Source organism: Pandoraea soli (assembly GCF_902459595.1).
Taxonomy (GTDB): Bacteria; Pseudomonadota; Gammaproteobacteria; order Burkholderiales; family Burkholderiaceae; genus Pandoraea; species Pandoraea cepalis.
This window is the reverse complement of record NZ_CABPSG010000005.1, coordinates 352,931-370,563: the sequence shown is the minus strand read 5'-3', so window position 1 is coordinate 370,563 and position 17,633 is coordinate 352,931. Positions and strand designations below refer to the sequence as shown.

Annotated in this window: 17 protein-coding genes; 14 read left to right on the top strand and 3 right to left on the bottom strand. The window is 60.4% G+C overall.

The genetic code is table 11. The features are described from left to right. The first annotated feature begins 94 nt into the window (after positions 1-94). The 4 genes from PSO31014_RS12075 to PSO31014_RS12060 all read left to right on the top strand — a co-directional run bounded on the left by PSO31014_RS12075 (position 95) and on the right by PSO31014_RS12060 (position 5,552). Positions 95-1,381 (top strand): hypothetical protein, encoded by a 1,287-nt coding sequence (locus PSO31014_RS12075; protein WP_150551825.1) that lies wholly within the window; start codon positions 95-97, stop codon positions 1,379-1,381. 421 nt (positions 1,382-1,802) lie between these two features. Then, positions 1,803-3,620, top strand: a complete 1,818-nt coding sequence (locus PSO31014_RS12070) for a hypothetical protein (RefSeq protein ID WP_150551824.1) — start codon at positions 1,803-1,805, stop codon at positions 3,618-3,620. 130 nt (positions 3,621-3,750) lie between these two features. Then, the gene (locus tag PSO31014_RS12065; protein WP_063598863.1) at positions 3,751-4,110 is read left to right on the top strand and encodes a hypothetical protein; all 360 of its coding nucleotides are present in this window, start codon (positions 3,751-3,753) and stop codon (positions 4,108-4,110) included. Between the two features lie 296 nt (positions 4,111-4,406). Continuing rightward, positions 4,407-5,552 (top strand): tyrosine-type recombinase/integrase, encoded by a 1,146-nt coding sequence (locus PSO31014_RS12060; protein ID WP_150551823.1) that lies wholly within the window; start codon positions 4,407-4,409, stop codon positions 5,550-5,552. A 34-nt stretch (positions 5,553-5,586) separates the two neighbouring features. Here PSO31014_RS12060 and PSO31014_RS12055 read toward each other — a convergent pair whose 3' ends face one another. Continuing rightward, positions 5,587-5,892, bottom strand: a complete 306-nt coding sequence (locus PSO31014_RS12055; protein WP_150551822.1) for a hypothetical protein — start codon at positions 5,890-5,892, stop codon at positions 5,587-5,589. Between the two features lie 279 nt (positions 5,893-6,171). On the opposite strand from PSO31014_RS12055, the gene PSO31014_RS12050 reads away from it, so the two are divergent. Then, the gene (locus PSO31014_RS12050; RefSeq protein ID WP_081255913.1) at positions 6,172-6,438 is read left to right on the top strand and encodes a helix-turn-helix domain-containing protein; all 267 of its coding nucleotides are present in this window, start codon (positions 6,172-6,174) and stop codon (positions 6,436-6,438) included. Positions 6,439-6,514: 76 nt separating this feature from the next. Here the strand turns inward: PSO31014_RS12050 and PSO31014_RS12045 are convergent, their stop codons facing one another. Both PSO31014_RS12045 and PSO31014_RS12040 read right to left on the bottom strand, forming a co-directional pair. Next, on the bottom strand, positions 6,515-6,775 hold the full coding sequence (locus PSO31014_RS12045; protein WP_150551821.1) for a magnesium chelatase domain-containing protein: 261 nt from the start codon (positions 6,773-6,775) through the stop codon (positions 6,515-6,517). Positions 6,776-7,054: 279 nt separating this feature from the next. Further along, on the bottom strand, positions 7,055-7,303 hold the full coding sequence (locus PSO31014_RS12040) for an accessory factor UbiK family protein (protein WP_150551820.1): 249 nt from the start codon (positions 7,301-7,303) through the stop codon (positions 7,055-7,057). Between the two features lie 394 nt (positions 7,304-7,697). Between PSO31014_RS12040 and PSO31014_RS12035 the strand changes: the two genes are divergently transcribed. The 9 genes from PSO31014_RS12035 (at position 7,698) to ptsP (ending at position 17,527) form a co-directional block, all read left to right on the top strand. Continuing rightward, the gene (locus PSO31014_RS12035) at positions 7,698-8,519 is read left to right on the top strand and encodes a TorF family putative porin (protein ID WP_150551819.1); all 822 of its coding nucleotides are present in this window, start codon (positions 7,698-7,700) and stop codon (positions 8,517-8,519) included. A 13-nt stretch (positions 8,520-8,532) separates the two neighbouring features. Continuing rightward, positions 8,533-8,871, top strand: coding sequence for a P-II family nitrogen regulator (locus tag PSO31014_RS12030; RefSeq protein ID WP_010804740.1), 339 nt, complete (start codon positions 8,533-8,535; stop codon positions 8,869-8,871). 86 nt (positions 8,872-8,957) lie between these two features. Then, the gene (gene amt / locus PSO31014_RS12025) at positions 8,958-10,427 is read left to right on the top strand and encodes an ammonium transporter (protein WP_246176607.1); all 1,470 of its coding nucleotides are present in this window, start codon (positions 8,958-8,960) and stop codon (positions 10,425-10,427) included. Positions 10,428-10,784: 357 nt separating this feature from the next. After that, the gene (gene gshA / locus PSO31014_RS12020; protein WP_150551817.1) at positions 10,785-12,074 is read left to right on the top strand and encodes a glutamate--cysteine ligase; all 1,290 of its coding nucleotides are present in this window, start codon (positions 10,785-10,787) and stop codon (positions 12,072-12,074) included. 441 nt (positions 12,075-12,515) lie between these two features. Continuing rightward, positions 12,516-13,790, top strand: coding sequence for a helix-turn-helix transcriptional regulator (locus tag PSO31014_RS12015; protein WP_150551816.1), 1,275 nt, complete (start codon positions 12,516-12,518; stop codon positions 13,788-13,790). Positions 13,791-13,850: 60 nt separating this feature from the next. After that, a complete protein-coding gene (gshB, locus tag PSO31014_RS12010; protein ID WP_150551815.1) occupies positions 13,851-14,789 on the top strand; it encodes a glutathione synthase in 939 nt (312 codons plus the stop codon). 169 nt (positions 14,790-14,958) lie between these two features. Next, positions 14,959-15,372 (top strand): PTS sugar transporter subunit IIA, encoded by a 414-nt coding sequence (locus tag PSO31014_RS12005; RefSeq protein WP_150551814.1) that lies wholly within the window; start codon positions 14,959-14,961, stop codon positions 15,370-15,372. Between the two features lie 3 nt (positions 15,373-15,375). Then, a complete protein-coding gene (locus PSO31014_RS12000; RefSeq protein ID WP_150551813.1) occupies positions 15,376-15,645 on the top strand; it encodes an HPr family phosphocarrier protein in 270 nt (89 codons plus the stop codon). Between the two features lie 145 nt (positions 15,646-15,790). After that, on the top strand, positions 15,791-17,527 hold the full coding sequence (gene ptsP, locus PSO31014_RS11995; RefSeq protein WP_150551812.1) for a phosphoenolpyruvate--protein phosphotransferase: 1,737 nt from the start codon (positions 15,791-15,793) through the stop codon (positions 17,525-17,527). The last annotated feature ends 106 nt before the right edge of the window (positions 17,528-17,633 follow it).

Here is a 17,633-nt window from a genome sequence, read left to right as displayed (position 1 = left end):
GCTCAAATGCCTGTAGTTCTTCTTCATCGCAACACCCTACATCATTCGCGGTGTTGCACTTGAAACTGGAGACTAAGGATCCAGTCCGGCTTCATTGGGTCTCTTGCTGCGAATACACGAGCAGAAGTACGGCGGTTTGCATTTAAAGGTGTTTCTCGAAAAGGATAAAGATCTGCCGAGCCTGAGTGTAATTCAGCTTGGGAGCTTTGTACCCGCAGCACCAAGTCCCTTTGTTACAAAGACGACCCGCCTGAGTTGGCTGTTGGGGAACGTCGGATCGCGCGATATCGCAGTTTGCTGTGCCCTTCTGATGATGGAGCATCCAAATTTTACGCCGTGGTCTTTATTCAACGCGCGGTTGTTGGACTCGACCGGTGCGAGATTAATTGAGTTGGGCGATGGACGAGGCCGAATTAAGGTAGAAAAGCCGAGGGCTCGCGCTTTCAAAGAAGCGCAACTCACGGAGCTCTCGTTCGAGATTCTGCAAACTATTGAGTTAATGACACGCAACGCGCGATCGTCGCTCAAAGCATGTCAATCACCTGCGTCGTCCGCGCTCTTCCTTGTAAGCCAACCGCCTCCAGCCAGGTTAGTAAATACCCGACAGGCAGTCACGTTCCTGTCCGGAAGAACCAGGGGGGGAGACGGAGTACACGAGCGTTATTTCTCCGATCACTTTCCAAATCTACATGCAGCGGGACTCAACCGGGACGCATGCGCGGTAACCTTTTCAAAAATTCGTGCTACCGAAGGCGTATTGGAGTATCTCCGAAGTGGATCGATCGTGTCGACGGCAAAGACATTGGGAAACTCCAGAAAGGTCGCGTTGCGCCATTACTTGCCTGAGGCCTTGATAAGCGCCTTAAATGCGAGGCAGATCCGTAGATTTCAGAACCTGTTGATCGCAGTGGCGTGGGGTGATGCGCCAGGACTGCTTGCGCTTACAGATCTGAATTCGATCGAAGAGCTTCACGCGTTTATCGTTGACTCGCTTCAGGAGCACAGGCCAAGTGCGTCACCTTTAGCCGTAGAGCTTCATCGGCGATTTGGCATCACGGAAAAAGACGGCGCGGCTCATGCTACCGACGATGTGTTGATGGTTTCGGTGTCCAGCAAATCACTAGCACTGTTGTATGCCTATGAAGCGCAGGTGTCTTCTGGTGGAGAGTTCGATGAAATTCGCAACGTGGAGTATGGCGCGGTGACTCCCCGGGATATGCAGCAGTTGGCGATTTTTCTGCGAAATCATCTGGTGCAACATCGAGACTTGAGGTTGCGAGAGGCTCATCGCGATGCGCTTGAACTGGCACCAGAGATAGTACGCACAGGGCACATTGTGAGGCTGGCTGCACGAGAAATGGTTAGGGGGCTGGATGGGTAGCGTTAGAAAATACGTAGCCTTGACCGGGGATGCCGATCAGCTAAAAAAAGTGCTCGAATGCGCTGACTCGCGAGCATTCCGTCGATCGGGAGATGGGGAGCATTCACCGCGCAAGCCGCCATCATGGCTTCTCTCACCTGTGGATGCACATCGGTGGAAACTCCTGGTGCCTGGTATTGCGTCGCACACTTCGGAGATATTTATCGATTGGTCGATGCGGCTACCCGACGGATCCAACTTGCTTGACGAGCAGCACCATCGATTCCTGACATTCTTCAAGCACTCGATCATCGCGCTAAGGGACTCGCCAGCGGGTAGGCGAGTCGCAACCTCCACATTCGTTGCTGATTTCTCTATCGCAAAATCAATTGTTACATGGGTTTACCAAAACGATGATCTCTATGACCCGGATAGATGCGGCTTGAGCCGACTGGATGCGGATGCAATTGCGGATATGTTGCGTGTACTCGCAACGAGCGGGCGGAGTGCTCTAGCCGGTGACATCGAGGCCACCTTTGGAAAGCTACTTAAAGCCGTTCCTCTTTCCGATTCGGAACGAGCGGGAATTTCTTCTCCGTACAAGCTTAGTGCGTCGGTGCGCCGCAAGATTGAACGTTGGTTGAGCGACAACGGCTTATATGAGAGTGAACGCAACTTCCGGCGGGTTCACAGAGCGCGCGTGTGCCGCCTGATCGATGCTCCCTCGCTCTCGGCATTTTCACCGCTTGTGCGCGCATTCTTCCGGCAATTCGAGCCCGAAATCGAAAGCCGATATCCCGGAGGGGTGACTCCTAGTTCGAATCTCATGTCCGATAGGCCGGAGCACTATTTTCGGCGGCGGAAGGTCGAACCCGGCAATGGTAGAGCCAGTGCTGCCAGATTCTTGAGAGTTTGGCGGAACTGGGTCGGTCTTCGCTACCTATTTCCCCAGGATCTTCCCGAGCTCGGCACGCATAGCATTGAACCGGCTCTTCGCGCGTTGCGCACCATTTCCCCGACCGCCGGACATACACCCTGGATGCCCATGCCTGTTGCGCTTGTGTACTTGCGTGAAGCGATGCGGTTTGTTGAGTACGACGGGAGGAAAATAATCAACGCATTTGTCGCGGCACACTGCGAGATTATCGCGAAACGGGTATTTGTATCGGCCGGCGACGATCAGGTTGCTCGAGTCGCAAAGGTTGACCAGCGTAACCAAATTGCGAGCCGGGCACTGATCAGGCGACGAACGTCTTTCACCATCGAAGGTTGGCAAGCTGGGAACGCAAGCTCTTCGATGGTGGTGCGCGGTGTATCTGCAGCTGGGAAGGCGGCAGGTCTCGTCGATGCTATGTGCCTGCTAATTGCCGCGGTCGCGATCGTCGTTGCGAGCACAAAGCCCATCAGGATGCACGAATTTCTGATGCTTAGAAAGGACTGCCTGCACCGTGGACCTGATGGAGGCTATTGGCTAGAACATGTTCAACTCAAGCGTGTTACTGAAGAGCGGCGAGAGTGGATATCTCGCCCAGTTCCCTATGTCGCAGCAAAGGCCTTACGTATGCTTATTCATGCCAGCAAGGAGTGCGAGAAGCATCTCGATACACCTCGACTTCGTTGGGGGGACGTCGGTAACGCCTTTGACTTGCCGATACTCAACTATTCGGGAAATTCCGGCGTACGGCCTCTCACTCGTGAGATGTTGGAGAAGTATCTAATGGCTTTTGGTGATTTCATTGGGGAGTCGATCGATTGGAGGGGGGAGCGCTGGTACGTGCGGATGCATCAATTCCGCAAGAGCTTTCTTATCTCGTACTTTTGGACGGTCCGCTACCCCGGTTTGGATGCGGCGAGGTGGATTGCGGGGCATACGGACGCGAGTCATCTATATGCCTACATCGAAGGCAACTTTCCTGGCGACGAGCTTCCCGGCATTGAGGCCGCCTACGCGCGCGAGCAGCTTTTCGCATTTGAATCGGGAGAATCAAACCCCGAGCTCGGCCAGGTCGAGCGCCTGCACGCGTCAGTGTGCAGGGACTTTGGCGTGAAGAGCGTCACCGCAATATCTGCGGTGATTTTGGATCAGTGGCTGAAGGAGGCATTTTCCTCCGGAAAATACATGATTTCGGTGACGAACCTAACGTGCGGTGGCGCGGCAGACATCAGGATCACGGTACTGATGAAGGAGGGCGATTCCAATGCTGACAAAAGGCGAGAAGGCAAACTCGACGCTTGCTCGAGAGGAGCGAAACAGCGCTAGCGTTCGCTCACTATGTGTCGCGCTGCGATCAATGCAGAATGGCGGACCTGTGCCAAAGGATCTTGTAGATGCTCTGGAGTCGCAAGCCGCATTAGCTAGGTTTTCGAACGCGAAGCTCGGGATTTTGGGAATGTCACTGAACACCCATCGCCGCGCTGCGGTCAGAGCGCTCGGTTCGAACGGCTGGGCAGTCATCGATGCACTGCGAAGGCAACTGAAGCGGGACTTCTCTTTCGAGGCGGCAGCAACTAATGGAAACCGGTCTCTCACGCAGCGGTTGATCGGTTTGCAAGGGAAAGTGCGCGAAATGCGTCGCGCTTTCGATGTTCAGGCTAGCGAAAGATATGAGCTCTTGGCGGCATATATGGAGTTGCTCGACATTGCGACGATGGCAGCACGGCGAGACGAGCAGATCAAGAATCGACTAGACCGACACAAGGCGGCGTTTGCAAAACAAGGGCGACTTCATCTTGTGCGAGGGAATAGGTGACTGCTGCAAAGAAGATACTACATCGCGATGTGATTCTCTGTGTCGGCGCGACGCGAAACGAGAGAGGCCGCGGGTACACTCAGCTCATTGAGCAGCTCCCAGCCATTTTCTCGATATTGTTACCCGATGGACGGCCTTGGTTGCTTGCTGAGGCATATCTATTATCTATCCGCCATAAGCTCACGGTCCGTTCTGCTGACGGAGGATCATTGAAGGTACTGGCATCGTCGTTGACGCAGTTCGCAACTCACTGTAGTTCGTTCGATGTCGACGTATTGAATGTTACCGAGTCGGATATGGTCGATTTCGCCCGGGTTTTAGGTGGCCAACGCAATCTTCGGCTTAGCCCTCGGCGTGGGGCCAACACGATTCGGCAGATTCTCGATGACGTTCGTTCATTCCTTCACTGGTCTAGCTTGTGGTGGGGAGCGGGGGGCGAGGATGTGGCGCCGATGAAGTCAGAATGTGGGCGCAGGAGCGCTCGTCCTAGCTATTATCCGCGCCGTGCTGCGGTGAATCGGAAGTGGCCGATATCGACGAGTGCGAGAAACACACTATGGGATGAGGTCAGCGCGCAAGCCTGTGAGTCCCCTCATGGTTGTTCAAATGGTCTCGCCTTAGACTACATGAGATCCCGACGAGAGCTCATCCTCTTGCTCCTTGAGGGAACTGGGTGCCGTCCAGCTGAATTGGTGCGACTACGACTAAGTGGAATGGACGGAGATATCGGCTCACGGAGAATCCGTCTGCCAACCCTTAAGCGGCGATTGAATTCAGACCCAGAGCGATGCATACCTATACCGGTTGAAATGGCGGTTCCCTTGGAAGCATTTGTCTTCGGGCCGCGAGCTAGGCTGATGGACGCTTTGCGCGCCAGCGGGAAGCCGCTATCCGACGAAGATTACCTTTTTGTCGATGTGGTGCGAGGGGCGCCGCTGACAGTCGAGGCACTACAGAAGGATTTTCGACGTCTTGCAAAACAAGCTGCGCCTGATGGCCGTGCTTGCATGACGATGTTCCGGCACAGATTTATTACGAATATGGTTCGGTTGCACTTGATGGCGTTGGCCGGAACAGCCTTGGACACTGAGCGCTTGCTTCTCAGCGATTCTGACTACCGCGCGGTCCTGCACAAGGTCAAGGTGTTCACTGGCCACCAATCGGAACGTAGCCTAATTCATTATGTAGATTGGGCGCGAGATGAGTTGGGGGATGTTTCGAAGCACAGAGATGTTGACAAGGTACTTGAGGAGCTTTCCATGGTGGCACTCAACTTATCCTCGCTGCTGACCTCTCGGAAGGTAGAGTGTAGTAACTCGGCAAAGCAGGTCATGAGTCGAGCCATTCTGCTGATTCGCTCGCTGGAGGATGAATTGGAGAAGGCCCCGTTGCGCGGCGGACGTCTTGCAGAAGAGACGAAACCTTCCCGCTCATGGAAATAGCTCGTTGTTGATCCCGCTGGCGTAAAACTGATCGTCACGTCGCCGGTGCGATTGCTTCCAGTTTGTTGTTGTCCCACCCAGCAAGATCGAACAATTTCTTGGCTTGATTTGCTGTGCATGGTAGTTCGAGAAATCCAACCCCAGCGTTGAAGGCAATAGATAGCGTTCGTTCGCTACCGTCAAAGCCTGCGTCAGCTAATGCGTCTAGGCAAAAGGCCACCGTTACCCCCGCTTCGTCTAGGCTGATCCATATCAGGCCGTCTCGCCTATCGATCGCAACTTCGAGTCCCGATTGAAGGGGTATTGTCGTCCAGCCTTCCAATCGATTTTCACCGTTCATGCGATTCCTCCAGATTTCTGAGCGAAATTACTTGCAAGCCGCGCACGACGCTTCAGACGAATAACGTCCAGAGGCCCTGGTCGGGTCGAATCGGTTGGCAAATGGTACATACATGCACGGCCATCAGTTATTGACGATCGTATCAACGATCTTATGATTGCCAGAAGGGCGGATAGGATGAAGGCCCGGCAGGCAGATCATTCTGAATGTTCGGAGATAATTCAGATTGTGACTTAAAGTCTACTGACAGGGAAGGGGGAGAATTCGCAGTATGCTGCGATGCCCAAGTCGTCCCGTACACTAGCTATTGTCAGCGCAAGAGAGATTCTTGCTGGCAACATGCGCCTACTCAGGCGGGCCAAAGGATGGTCGCAAGAAGAATTGGCAGCACGCGCCGAGCTCGATCGTTCCTTCGTCGCTCATGTCGAGCGCCAGGCTCGCAATGTCTCAATCGATAATATCGAGCGAATTGCGTCGGCGTTTGGCATTCCGGTTTATTCCCTGTTGACTCCAAATGACTCGGTTGAGGATGCTGGGTCCGCATAGACGGGCATCAGCTCGGCTCAGGTAGCTTGTCAATCGGGATTGGCAGTTGGGGGCTTCGGTCGTAGCTGGCGACGCGCTAAATTAAGTCATGTTTCCGTGCTCTTTCAACTGACACTACGTCCGATGTCCGGAAAATTGGGGTGATGCGCCGGGCGGGGAATTCGAATCGGCTGTTCTGTAACGCCGAGCGCACGCGCTCCCGGCTTTCCTTGACCTCGGTATCGGGCAGGCCAACCAACGACAGGCCTGGCAGCCCGTTCGCCAGGTGCACCTCGACGGTGACCGAGCGGGCCGCCATGCCCGTGATCGCACGGCTGCTGACAACTGCCAATGACATTTCTCCTCCTTGGAACATGGCGACGCATCACATCGCATCGATGTCGATAGTCGTCGCTGAACGCCAGGGCGCACAACGTCCGATCGGAGGAAATTGGGGGAGTGGAGGGTGTTTTCGGAGCGACGCCACCGATGACTCGGCAAGGTCCGCTGCGATTCAGGAGGAATCCGATCTCAGGCTGAGAATCGGGAAGTAACGACATACGACAGCAGGGCGCGGCGCAGCGCCGTCGAGCCCCCTGAAAACGACAAAGGGCGCCCGGGCGCCCCTTGTGTCTCGTCAGTCTTGCGCTTCGTCGCGCAGGCCTTCGAGTTCGGCCACGCGCTTTTCGAGCGCCTCGAGCTTCTCGCGCGTGCGTGCGAGGACTTGAGCCTGCACGTCGAATTCCTCGCGGGTCACCAGATCGAGCCGGTTGAAGCCCTGGTTGAGCAGGCTTTTGACGTTGCGCTCGATATCCTTGGCGGGCGATTGCTTGAGCATCTCGCTCACCTTGGCTTGCACGTCTTGCAGGATCTCGTTCGGTTTCATAAGCCTTCCTCTCTTCGTTTCTCCGCACCAACGTGGTGCTTGCACCGTCAGTGTGCTTCGGCATGCCAGTCTGACCGGTGCAAGGTGGTGCATCGGGGGTGGCCGCCAACGTTGGCGCAACTCTAACACCGTTTCCTGCGCCCAGCCAGAGCACGCACCGGCGCAACCGTTACCCGGCAAGGATTTGACCTCGTTCGACACGCTGGGTTGTCGTCGGTATCGACACCGTCGCGCCACTATGTCCCCGCAATTTTGCCAATTTTTTATCCCGGAATTTGTATCTTGCGCGTCGCAGCGCATGTGGATGCGAGACCTGGCACGAGAGTTGCTCTACTCAGGTCAGAAACTGCCGCACGCTGCACCAAGACGTTAGATAACAACTCGGGGGAAAGTAATGAAGAAAGTATCAATTGCGATGGCTGGCGTTGCGTTTTCCGGTGCGATGGTGATCTCTGCCAGCGCTTTTGCGCAGGCGAGCGCCGATGGCGCCGCACCCACCACAGCGGCGAGCGCCGCAGCAGAACCGCTGACCGTGACCGCCAACATCGGTCTGTTCTCCGACTACCGCTTCCGCGGGATCTCGCAAACGGGCAAGCGCCCGGCCGTTCAGGGCGGTTTCGATATCGCACACGAGTCCGGGCTGTATGCGGGCGTATGGGCGTCGAACATCAGTTGGATTTCGGATGGCAATTCGGCGGTGAGTGCGCCGATCGAGATGGATTTCTACGGCGGCTGGAAGAAGGAAATCATCCCGGACTGGACCATCGATGTCGGCGGCCTGCAGTACTACTACCCGGGTACCTATCCGTCCGGCGCCTACTTCGCGCGTCCGCATACGTTCGAACTGTATGCCGCCCTGGGCTGGAAAACCGTAACGCTGAAGTACTCGCACTCCATGACCCGTTTGTTCGGCCTCGTGAGCCCGGACGGCCAGGATACGTCGAACAGCGGTTACCTCGACCTCACGGCAACCTATGACATCGGCTTCTGGGGCCTCTCGGCTGTCGGTCATGTGGGACATCAGTGGGTGCACAACTTCAGCGCGGCCGGCTACACCGACTGGAAGCTCGGCCTGTCGAAAGACCTGGGCAAGAACTTCACCGTGTCGGTCGCCTACGTCGATACGAACGCCGATGAGAAGTACTACACCGCCGCGAATTCCGGCAAGGTACTCTCCAAGGCGACGGTCGTCGTGGGGTTGTCGAAGACATTCTAAGGAGCGACTCAATATGAAGCTGATAACCGCAATTGTGAAACCCTTCAAGCTCGACGAGGTGCGCGAAGCCCTCTCGAACATTGGCGTGGCGGGGATTACGGTGACCGAAGTCAAGGGCTTCGGCCGCCAGAAGGGCCATACCGAGCTGTATCGGGGGGCAGAATATGTCGTCGACTTTCTGCCGAAGGTGAAGATCGAGGCGGTCATCGGCGACGCCCTGCTCGACCAGGCGATCGACGCCATTGAGCAGGCGGCCCGCACCGGCAAGATCGGCGACGGCAAGATTTTCGTGTCCAACGTCGAACACGTCGTCCGCATCCGTACGGGAGAGACCGGCGAAGACGCGCTGTGAAGGTCCCACAAAAGAGACAACAAATCATGAAAAAACTGCTTGCCAAACTGTTGCTCGTCGCCGCCTTCGCAGGCGTCGCGGGCACGATGGGCCTCGGCTCGACCGCCGCGCTAGCGCAGGACGCTTCGGCGCCTGCCGCCTCGTCGGAGACGGCGTCACCCGCAGCGACGGCTGCGACGCCGGCGGCTGCGCCTGCACCGGTGGCTCAGGCCGCTGCGCCGGCACCCGCCGCCGCAACGCCCGTGCCGCCGAACAAAGGCGACACGGCCTGGCTGCTGACCTGTACCGCGCTGGTGATTTTGATGACGCTGCCCGGCCTGGGCCTGTTCTACGGCGGTCTCGTCCGCTCGAAGAACATGCTCTCGGTGCTGATGCAGTGCTTCATCATCTTCTCGCTCGTGGTCGTGCTCTGGTCGATCTACGGCTACAGCATCGCGTTCACCGAGGGCGGGGCGTTCTTCGGGGGCTTTGATCGTCTGTTCCTGAAGGGCATGACGCCGGACTCGATCGCCGCGACCTTCAGCAAGGGCGTGAATGTGCCGGAATACGCGTACATGGCGTTCCAGGCTGCGTTTGCCGCCATTACCTGTGCGCTGATCGTCGGGGCCTTTGCCGAACGTACCAAGTTCTCGGCCGTGCTGCTCTTCACCGTGATCTGGTTCACGTTCTCGTACCTGCCGATCGCCCATATGGTCTGGTTCTGGTCGGGTCCGGATGCTTACACTGACCCTGCCGCCGCCGACGCCGCCACGGCACATGCCGGCTGGCTCTTCCAGAAGGGCGCGCTCGATTACGCAGGCGGTACGGTGGTGCACATCAATGCCGCTATCGCCGGCCTGGTCGGCTCGTACATGGTGGGCAAGCGTGTTGGCTTCGGCAAGGAAGCGTTCAAGCCGCATTCGCTCACGATGACGATGATCGGTGCCTCGCTGCTCTGGTTCGGCTGGTTCGGCTTCAACGCCGGCTCGGGGCTGGAGGCCAACGGTGGTGCCGCGCTCGCCTTCGTGAACACGCTGCTCGCAACCGCGGCTGCCACGCTGTCGTGGACGGCGGGTGAGTGGATCGGCAAGGGCAAGCCGTCGATGCTCGGTGGTGCCTCGGGCGCTGTCGCCGGTCTGGTGGCGGTGACGCCGGCCGCCGGCTTCGTCGGCCCGATGGGCTCGATCGTGCTCGGCCTGCTCGCCGGTCTGATCTGCCTGTGGGGGGTGAATGGCCTGAAGCGCCTGCTCAAGGCCGACGACGCGCTCGACGTGTTCGGCGTGCATGGCGTGGGCGGTATGCTCGGCGCGATTCTGACGGGCGTGTTCGCGGCGCCGTCGCTTGGCGGCACGGGCATCTACGACTACGTGGCCAACAAAGTGGCGCCGGATTACTCGATCGCCGGTCAAGTCTGGATCCAGCTGCAGGCCGTGCTCACCACGGTCGTCTGGTCGGGCGTGGTCGCCTTCATCGCCTTCAAGATCGCCGACGTCGTTCTGGGTCTGCGGGTGCCGGAAGACGAAGAGCGCGAGGGGCTGGACATCACCTCGCACGGCGAATCCGCCTATCACAACTGATGACGCCGACGTCGGTGGGGATCGTTCGCCTCACCGTTCGACGCGGTTACATCGCACTGCCTGGGCTCGGCTTCGGCCGGGCCTGACATCCCACAAGCGCCCCCGAATCGGCAGCGATGCGCTGCCGGCCTCGGCCCAGGGCGAGCAAGAGAGGTTGCCGGTGGCTGGTCGGACAGCCGCCTCCGGCATTGGGCGGGTACCCAGCGGGTGCCCGTTTTTTTCGCTTGCGATTCTCTGCTTTGTCCCCATCTTCTTTCACCGCAGCGTGCGCACTGCACGTCCTCCGATCCCGCTCAAGGGTGGGGGGCGCCGAGCGTATGCTCTACAATCGATATTCCATCTGGATATGAGAGAAGCATGGTTCCGCATCTCGTCACGGCTCTGAAAGGCCCCTTGCTCGACCTGGAAAAGAAGATCCTCGATGCGACGCCCGGCATCGAGCGCTGGTTCCGGCTCGAGTGGCAGGAACATACGCCGCCGTTCTATTGTTCGGTCGACCTGCGTAATGCCGGCTTCAAGCTTGCTCCGGTCGACACCAATCTCTTCCCCGGCGGCTTCAATAATCTGGCGCCCGAAGTGTTGCCGCTCGCGGTGCAGGCGGCGATGGCCGCCATCGAGAAGATCTGCCCCGACGCCAAGAACCTGCTGCTCATTCCCGAACGGCATACGCGTAATACCTTCTACCTGCAGAACCTTGCTCGCCTGTCGACGATCATGCGTCACGCGGGGCTCCATGTGCGTCTGGGCAGTCTCTCGGACGACATCACCGAGCCGACCACCATCGAGTTGCCCGACGGCCAGCACGTCGTGATCGAGCCGCTCGAGCGTTCGCCGCGCCGGCTGGGCCTCAAGAACTTCGATCCGTGTTCGATCCTGCTCAATAACGACTTGTCCGCCGGCATTCCGCCGATTCTCGAAGGTCTGCACGAACAGTACCTCCTGCCGCCGCTACATGCGGGGTGGGCCGTGCGCCGCAAGAGCCAGCATTTCTCGGCATACGACGACATCGTCAAGAAGTTCGCCAAGATGATCGACGTCGATCCCTGGATGCTCAACCCGTACTTCGCCAAGTGCGAGGGCATCGATTTCGACGAGCGCGTGGGCGAAGAGAAGCTCGCCGACACGGTCGACGCCGTGCTCAAGAAGATCAACAAGAAGTATCGCGAGTACGGCATCAGCGAGAAGCCGTTCGTCGTGATCAAGGCCGATGCCGGGACTTACGGCATGGGCGTGATGATGGTGCACGACGCCGCCGAGATCAAAAACCTGAATCGGCGTGAGCGAACCAAGATGAGCGTGGTCAAGGAGGGCCTCGAAGTGCACGACGTGATCGTGCAGGAAGGCGTCTACACGTTCGAGCGCATCAACGAAGCCGTGGCCGAACCGGTCGTCTACATGATCGATCGGTACGTGGTCGGCGGCTTTTACCGGGTGCACACCGGACGCGGGACCGACGAGAACCTCAACGCGCCCGGCATGCACTTCGTGCCGCTCGCCTTCGAGCACACGGCGCTGCCCGATGTCCACGCCAAGCCGGGGGCGGCACCGCCCAACCGGTTCTATATGTACGGTGTGGTGGCGCGCCTGGCGCTGCTCGCGGCGTCGGTCGAACTCGAGCGTACCGATCCGGATCCGGAAACGTATTGACGCGGCATCACCGGCGCGGCGACCAGTGGCATCCGTTCACGCCCTTTCGGTCACGCGTTGGTTTGAGATGTTTCCGAATTTGAGGTGACGCCCTGCCTGTGCGGCAGCGGCCTCGAACGCTTCACGTTCCGGGAAGCGAAAAGAAAAAGACGCCCGGCTGGCCCCCCGACTAGCCGGGCGTCACATTTACCGGTCGCCTCATGCAACGACCGGAAATCGGGGCTTCCCTGGGCGGTTCCCCCCCGCAAACTGGTTTCCTGCGCTCCCCCTCGACTGTTGGATCGGTGTACTGTGCCGATCCGCCGTCTCGTTCGCGTCAGCATTGAAGCGATGATGCGACCGTTTGACGTGCACCACATCCCCCGAACGGGGGATGCGTGTCCGTCTTGATGCGGAATAGGAAATTTCCTCGGAATGGTGTTGTCTGGGAGGCACATGGGAATGCAGGGGGATTGGCGCACGGGCCTTCGTCAAATCCATCAACTGCCGGTACCGACGCTGGGCTATCTGCCGCTGTGGCTGGAGACGCTGCGCCAACGTCTGGCAGCGGACGGCGTCGCCGCGCTCTGGTGTCACGCGTCAGACGACCCAGCCGCGACGGCGGGGGCCACCTGCTGGTACGCACCGCAGGCGCCGCTGTCGGCCTGCGAGCGGCTTGCCGCCAGCGATTGGGCGATGTCGCCGGTCGAGGCGTTACAGCGCTCGCTCGCGCATGGGGAGCTGTTATGCGGTCACGCGCGGCGCTCGCGGGGTGGTCTGGCCGCGAAGGCGTCGACGTTGCCTCGCCCTCCGGAACTGGCGGGATGCCTCGCCGACGGTGACTTGCTCGACGTTTGTCTGGTGCCGGCGCGAAGCGACGGCACCGATCCATTGGCCATCGCGCCCCTCGGCGCGTTGAGATTGCTCGTGTCGCGCCGCAGATCACAGCCGCGTTTCACTGCGCGCGAAGTCATGACGTTCGAGACGGCCGCCGCCGAATTTGCCACGCCACCCCATCGCTCCAGTTTCCCGCCGATGACCGCAATGACCGCGATGACATCGCCCGCGCAGCCCCTTCGGCCCGAGCCGTCGGGCGCGATTGGCGACGACGTTGCGGGTACGCTCGTCTGGCATCGGCGTCAGCCGGAGTGGGCCGACCCCGCGGCGCTGACGCTCATGCGACGGGTCTGGCAACGCATGCCGGGGCGGGCTTGGCCCGACGCGTGCGTCGTGGTGCAGGCGTGTCAGACGCTGGTCGACGAACTCAGACTCCACCCATCGGATGCTTCGTCGCCGGGCGTGCCGGTCTGCAAGGCGGTCGGGGTGCCGGGCGGCACGTTGCATCTGCATGCCACGCACTTGTGCGGGATGGGCGGCCGAGCGACCGAGCGCGTGCGCATTGCCCTGCACCTCGCCGTGCCGCCCGCCGTCCGGTTGCTGCTGCGGCTCTGGGAGACGGGGCTCACTCCGGTGCAGCGCGAGATCGCGATGCGGTTGCTGGCCGGGCAGTCGCGCGCCCAGACGCGCGAGGCCTGCGCGATTGGCGTGCAGACGCTCAAGACCCATTTGTCGCTCATGCGCGCTCGTCTGGACCCCGTGCGCGACGCATCGCTGCTGCTCGGGCTGGGCGGGACGGCGGCGCTCGGAAGTGGCGCACGTGCGCCGGGGGGCCGCGGGCGCGGCGCGCCGGACGTCGAGGCGACGCGCAGCGGCAAAATGGCGCCTCGGCTAGAATAGACGCCTGTCGCCGCCGCCCGCGGTGTGTGCATCCGAACCCCCAAAGACTCCCGCCGATCGATGCAGATTCTCTTTATCGCCGACCCGCTCGACCAGTTCAAGACCTACAAGGACACCACGTACTCGATGATGCGCGAGGCCGCGCGTCGCGGGCACCGCATCTTCGCGTGCGAGACGCACGAGATGGCCTGGCACAACGCGGCGGTCGATGCGCGCGTCAGGGAAATCCGCCTGACGGGCGATGCAATGGCGTGGTACGACGTGGTGGAAACGCGGGTGAGCGCGCTCACCGAGTTCGACGCCGTGCTCATGCGCAAGGACCCGCCGTTCGACATGGAGTACATCAACGCCACGTGGCTGCTGGAAGTCGCCGAGCGCGCCGGTGCCCGGGTGTTCAACAAGCCGAGCTCGATTCGTGACCACTCCGAAAAGATGGCGATCGCCGAGTTTCCTGAGTTCGTGACGCCGACGTTGGTCACGCGCGACGCCAACCGCCTGCGCGCCTTTCACGACGAACATGGTGACGTGATCTACAAGCCGCTCGACGGAATGGGCGGCACGGGAGTCTTCCGCATCGGGCCGGACGGTCGCAACCTTGGGTCGGTCATCGAAATGCTCGGTGAATATGGGGCCAGTTCGGTGATGGCACAGCGCTTCATTCCCGAGATCGTGCTGGGCGACAAGCGGATTCTCGTCATCGGCGGTCAGGTCGTGCCGCACTCGCTGGCGCGCATCCCGCAGGGCAATGAAGTGCGCGGCAACCTCGCCGCCGGCGGCGTGGGCGAGGCGCGCGACCTGACGGCGCGCGATCGTCAGATTGCCGAAACGCTGGCGCCGATACTCTGGCAACGTGGCCTGCTGCTCGTGGGACTCGACGTCATCGGTGATTGCCTCACGGAAGTGAACGTCACGAGTCCGACGTGCTTCCAGGAAATTACGGAGCAAACCGGCTTCGACGTACCGAAGATGTTCATCGACGCGCTTGAACGGGCGGTGTAAGGCAAATCCGGGGCCGGTCGGGCGACGAATCGTTTCAGACGGCCCCTAACTTGATGAAAATTCGGGTTTTTTGCGCGCCTGCTAAAATAACAGTCCCAAAATCGACAGGTTCGCGTTCGCCCTTGTGTTTGTCTTCCAAACACGCGCGGCGCTTGGCGTACCTAGCATCATGGCTGGAATTCTGATTATTGCCCACGCACCGCTCGCCTCGGCACTTCGCGAGTGTGTTTCGCACATCTACGGCGGTTGTCCGGCGCACGTCGGCGCGATCGACGTCGTGCCCGACCAGGACACGGCGGCACTCGTCGTCACGGCGCGCGAGCGCCTCGCGCAGCTGCAAGAAGAGAATGGCGTGCTGGTGCTCACCGATCTGTTCGGGGCCACACCGTCGAATGTTGCGGCGCAGCTCGTCGATCCGAAGGTGCGTGTGCTCTCGGGGGTGAACCTGTCGATGCTCATCAAGGCGGTGTGCTATCGCTCGGTGCCGCTCGACACGCTGGTGGAGAAGGTGCTTTCGGGCGGATCTAAAGGTATTCTGGAAGTCGGCGCGGGTGCGCCGGCCACACACACTACGTCACACTGAAACATGCTTCGACAAGAAACGACGATCGTAAATAAATTGGGCTTGCATGCCCGGGCATCGGCAAAGCTGACGCAATTGGCGGCGAAATTTCAGAGTGAGGTCTGGCTGACCCGGAATGGTCGGCGCATCAACGCGAAGAGCATCATGGGCGTCATGATGTTGGCTGCGGGGATTGGCGCGACGGTCGAAGTGGAGACCGAAGGCGCTGACGAGCAACAAGCCATGGATGAAATCCTGGCCCTCATCGCGAACAAGTTCGGCGAAGGGGAGTAACACGCCGTTGCGGTGAGTCGCGGCACGGGCGCGCGCGTCGATCGCGTCGGTGCCCAATGGCGGTTCACCGTGCCGTGCGCCGCCCGCACGCGACAAAATACACAGATTTCGGTCGAATCATCCGCCTCTGAACTGGGAGACTTCCTTGTCTTTCACCCTGCACGGCATTCCCGTTTCCCGCGGCATCGCAATCGGACGCGCCTACTTGCTCGCGCCCGCCACGCTCGATGTCCCGCACTATCTGCTTGACCCCACCCAGGTCGACGACGAAATCGCGCGCTTCCACGGCGCGCAGGCGACCGTCCAGCACGAACTCGATACCCTCAAGACTGAACTGCCCGACGATGCGCCGGGCGAGATGGGGGCGTTCCTGGACGTTCACTCGCTGATCCTCAACGACACGTTGCTGGCCGACGCCGTCATCCGGCTGATTCGCGAGCGCCGCTACAACGCGGAATGGGCGCTGACCACGCAGCTCGAGGTGCTCGTCGCCCGTTTCGAGGAGATCGACGACGAATACCTGCGCGAGCGGCGCGCGGACATCGAACAGGTGACCGAGCGCGTGCTCAAGGCACTCGCCGGTGCGCCGGGCATTCGCCATGTGGTGGCCGAGACGCCGCGCGACGACATGATCGTCGTCGCCCGCGACATCGCGCCGGCCGACATGCTTCAATTCAAGTCGCAGACGTTCAAGGGCTTCGTCACGGACCTCGGCGGCAAGACGTCGCATACGGCCATCGTCGCCCGCAGCCTGGGCATTCCGGCGGCGGTCGGCGTCGCGCAGGCCAGCCTGCTCATCAAGCAGGACGACGTCATCATCATCGACGGCGATCACGGCATCGTTATCGTCGACCCGGCGCCGATCGTGCTCGAGGAGTACAGCTACCGCCAAAGCGAGCGCGCGCTCGAGGAGCGCCGGCTGCAGCGTCTGAAGCATTCACCCGCACAGACGATCGACGGCACCCACATCGAGTTGCTGGCCAACATCGAGTTGCCGGAGGACGCCGCGACGGCGGTCGCCGCCGGCGCGGTGGGGGTGGGGCTGTTCCGCACGGAATTCCTCTTCATGAACGAGAAGGAGGCGCCGGCGGAAGAGGCGCAGTTCGAGGCGTACAAGCGCGCCGTCGAATCGATGCGCGGTCTGCCGCTGACGATCCGGACCATCGACGTTGGCGCCGACAAGCCGCTCGACAGTCATGAGTCGTACGAGACGGCGCCAAATCCGGCCCTGGGGCTGCGGGCCATTCGCTGGAGCCTCTCCGAGCCGCGCATGTTCCTCACGCAGTTGCGCGCCATTTTGCGTGCGTCGGCGTTTGGCAAGGTGCAGGTTTTGTTTCCGATGCTTGCGCATGCGCAGGAAATTGACCAGACACTCGAACTCGTTCGCGAAGCGAAGGCGCAGCTCGACGCGGCGGGCCTGCTCTACGACCCGGGCGTGAAGCTGGGCGCGATGATCGAAGTGCCGGCGGCGGCGCTCACGGTGTCGATGTTCCTGAAACGGCTCGACTTCCTGTCCATTGGCACGAACGACCTGATTCAATACACGCTCGCGATCGATCGCGCGGACAACGCCGTCGCCCATCTGTACGACCCGCTGCATCCGGCGGTGCTGCGACTCATTGCCATGACCATTCGCGAAGCGCATGCGTTCGGCGTGCCGGTGGCCGTGTGCGGCGAAATGGCGGGCGATCCGACGGCGACCCGTCTGCTGCTCGGCATGGGCCTGCGCGAGTTTTCAATGCATCCGAGTCAACTGCTGCAGGTCAAGCAGGAGATCCTGCGGGCGCATCTGCCGGATCTGGAGCGGCCGGTCCAGGATATGCTCGCCGCAACCGAGCCCGAGGAGATGCAGGCGGCGCTGGCGCGCCTGGCGGCGGCCTGACAGGCAGGCCGGGGCGTCGCGCATCCCCCAAGTACGAAAAAGCGGGCCTCCTGTCGCAGGGGGCCCGCTTTTTTTCGCCCGCGCTCAGCGGGCATCGAGCGCGATT

Excerpts from the sequence above, each read along its gene's own strand:
- PSO31014_RS12030 (WP_010804740.1), top strand. The coding sequence starts at position 8,533 with ATGAAGCTGATAACCGCAATTGTGAAACCCTTCAAGCTCGACGAGGTG.
- PSO31014_RS12035 (WP_150551819.1), top strand. The coding sequence starts at position 7,698 with ATGAAGAAAGTATCAATTGCGATGGCTGGCGTTGCGTTTTCCGGTGCG.
- amt (WP_246176607.1), top strand. The coding sequence starts at position 8,958 with ATGGGCCTCGGCTCGACCGCCGCGCTAGCGCAGGACGCTTCGGCGCCT.
- PSO31014_RS12040 (WP_150551820.1), bottom strand. The coding sequence starts at position 7,303 with ATGAAACCGAACGAGATCCTGCAAGACGTGCAAGCCAAGGTGAGCGAG.
- PSO31014_RS12050 (WP_081255913.1), top strand. The coding sequence starts at position 6,172 with ATGCCCAAGTCGTCCCGTACACTAGCTATTGTCAGCGCAAGAGAGATT.
- PSO31014_RS12000 (WP_150551813.1), top strand. The coding sequence starts at position 15,376 with ATGCTTCGACAAGAAACGACGATCGTAAATAAATTGGGCTTGCATGCC.
- PSO31014_RS12055 (WP_150551822.1), bottom strand. The coding sequence starts at position 5,892 with ATGAACGGTGAAAATCGATTGGAAGGCTGGACGACAATACCCCTTCAA.
- PSO31014_RS12060 (WP_150551823.1), top strand. The coding sequence starts at position 4,407 with ATGGTCGATTTCGCCCGGGTTTTAGGTGGCCAACGCAATCTTCGGCTT.
- PSO31014_RS12065 (WP_063598863.1), top strand. The coding sequence starts at position 3,751 with ATGTCACTGAACACCCATCGCCGCGCTGCGGTCAGAGCGCTCGGTTCG.
- PSO31014_RS12045 (WP_150551821.1), bottom strand. The coding sequence starts at position 6,775 with ATGTCATTGGCAGTTGTCAGCAGCCGTGCGATCACGGGCATGGCGGCC.
- PSO31014_RS12015 (WP_150551816.1), top strand. The coding sequence starts at position 12,516 with ATGCAGGGGGATTGGCGCACGGGCCTTCGTCAAATCCATCAACTGCCG.
- gshB (WP_150551815.1), top strand. The coding sequence starts at position 13,851 with ATGCAGATTCTCTTTATCGCCGACCCGCTCGACCAGTTCAAGACCTAC.
- PSO31014_RS12005 (WP_150551814.1), top strand. The coding sequence starts at position 14,959 with ATGGCTGGAATTCTGATTATTGCCCACGCACCGCTCGCCTCGGCACTT.
- gshA (WP_150551817.1), top strand. The coding sequence starts at position 10,785 with ATGGTTCCGCATCTCGTCACGGCTCTGAAAGGCCCCTTGCTCGACCTG.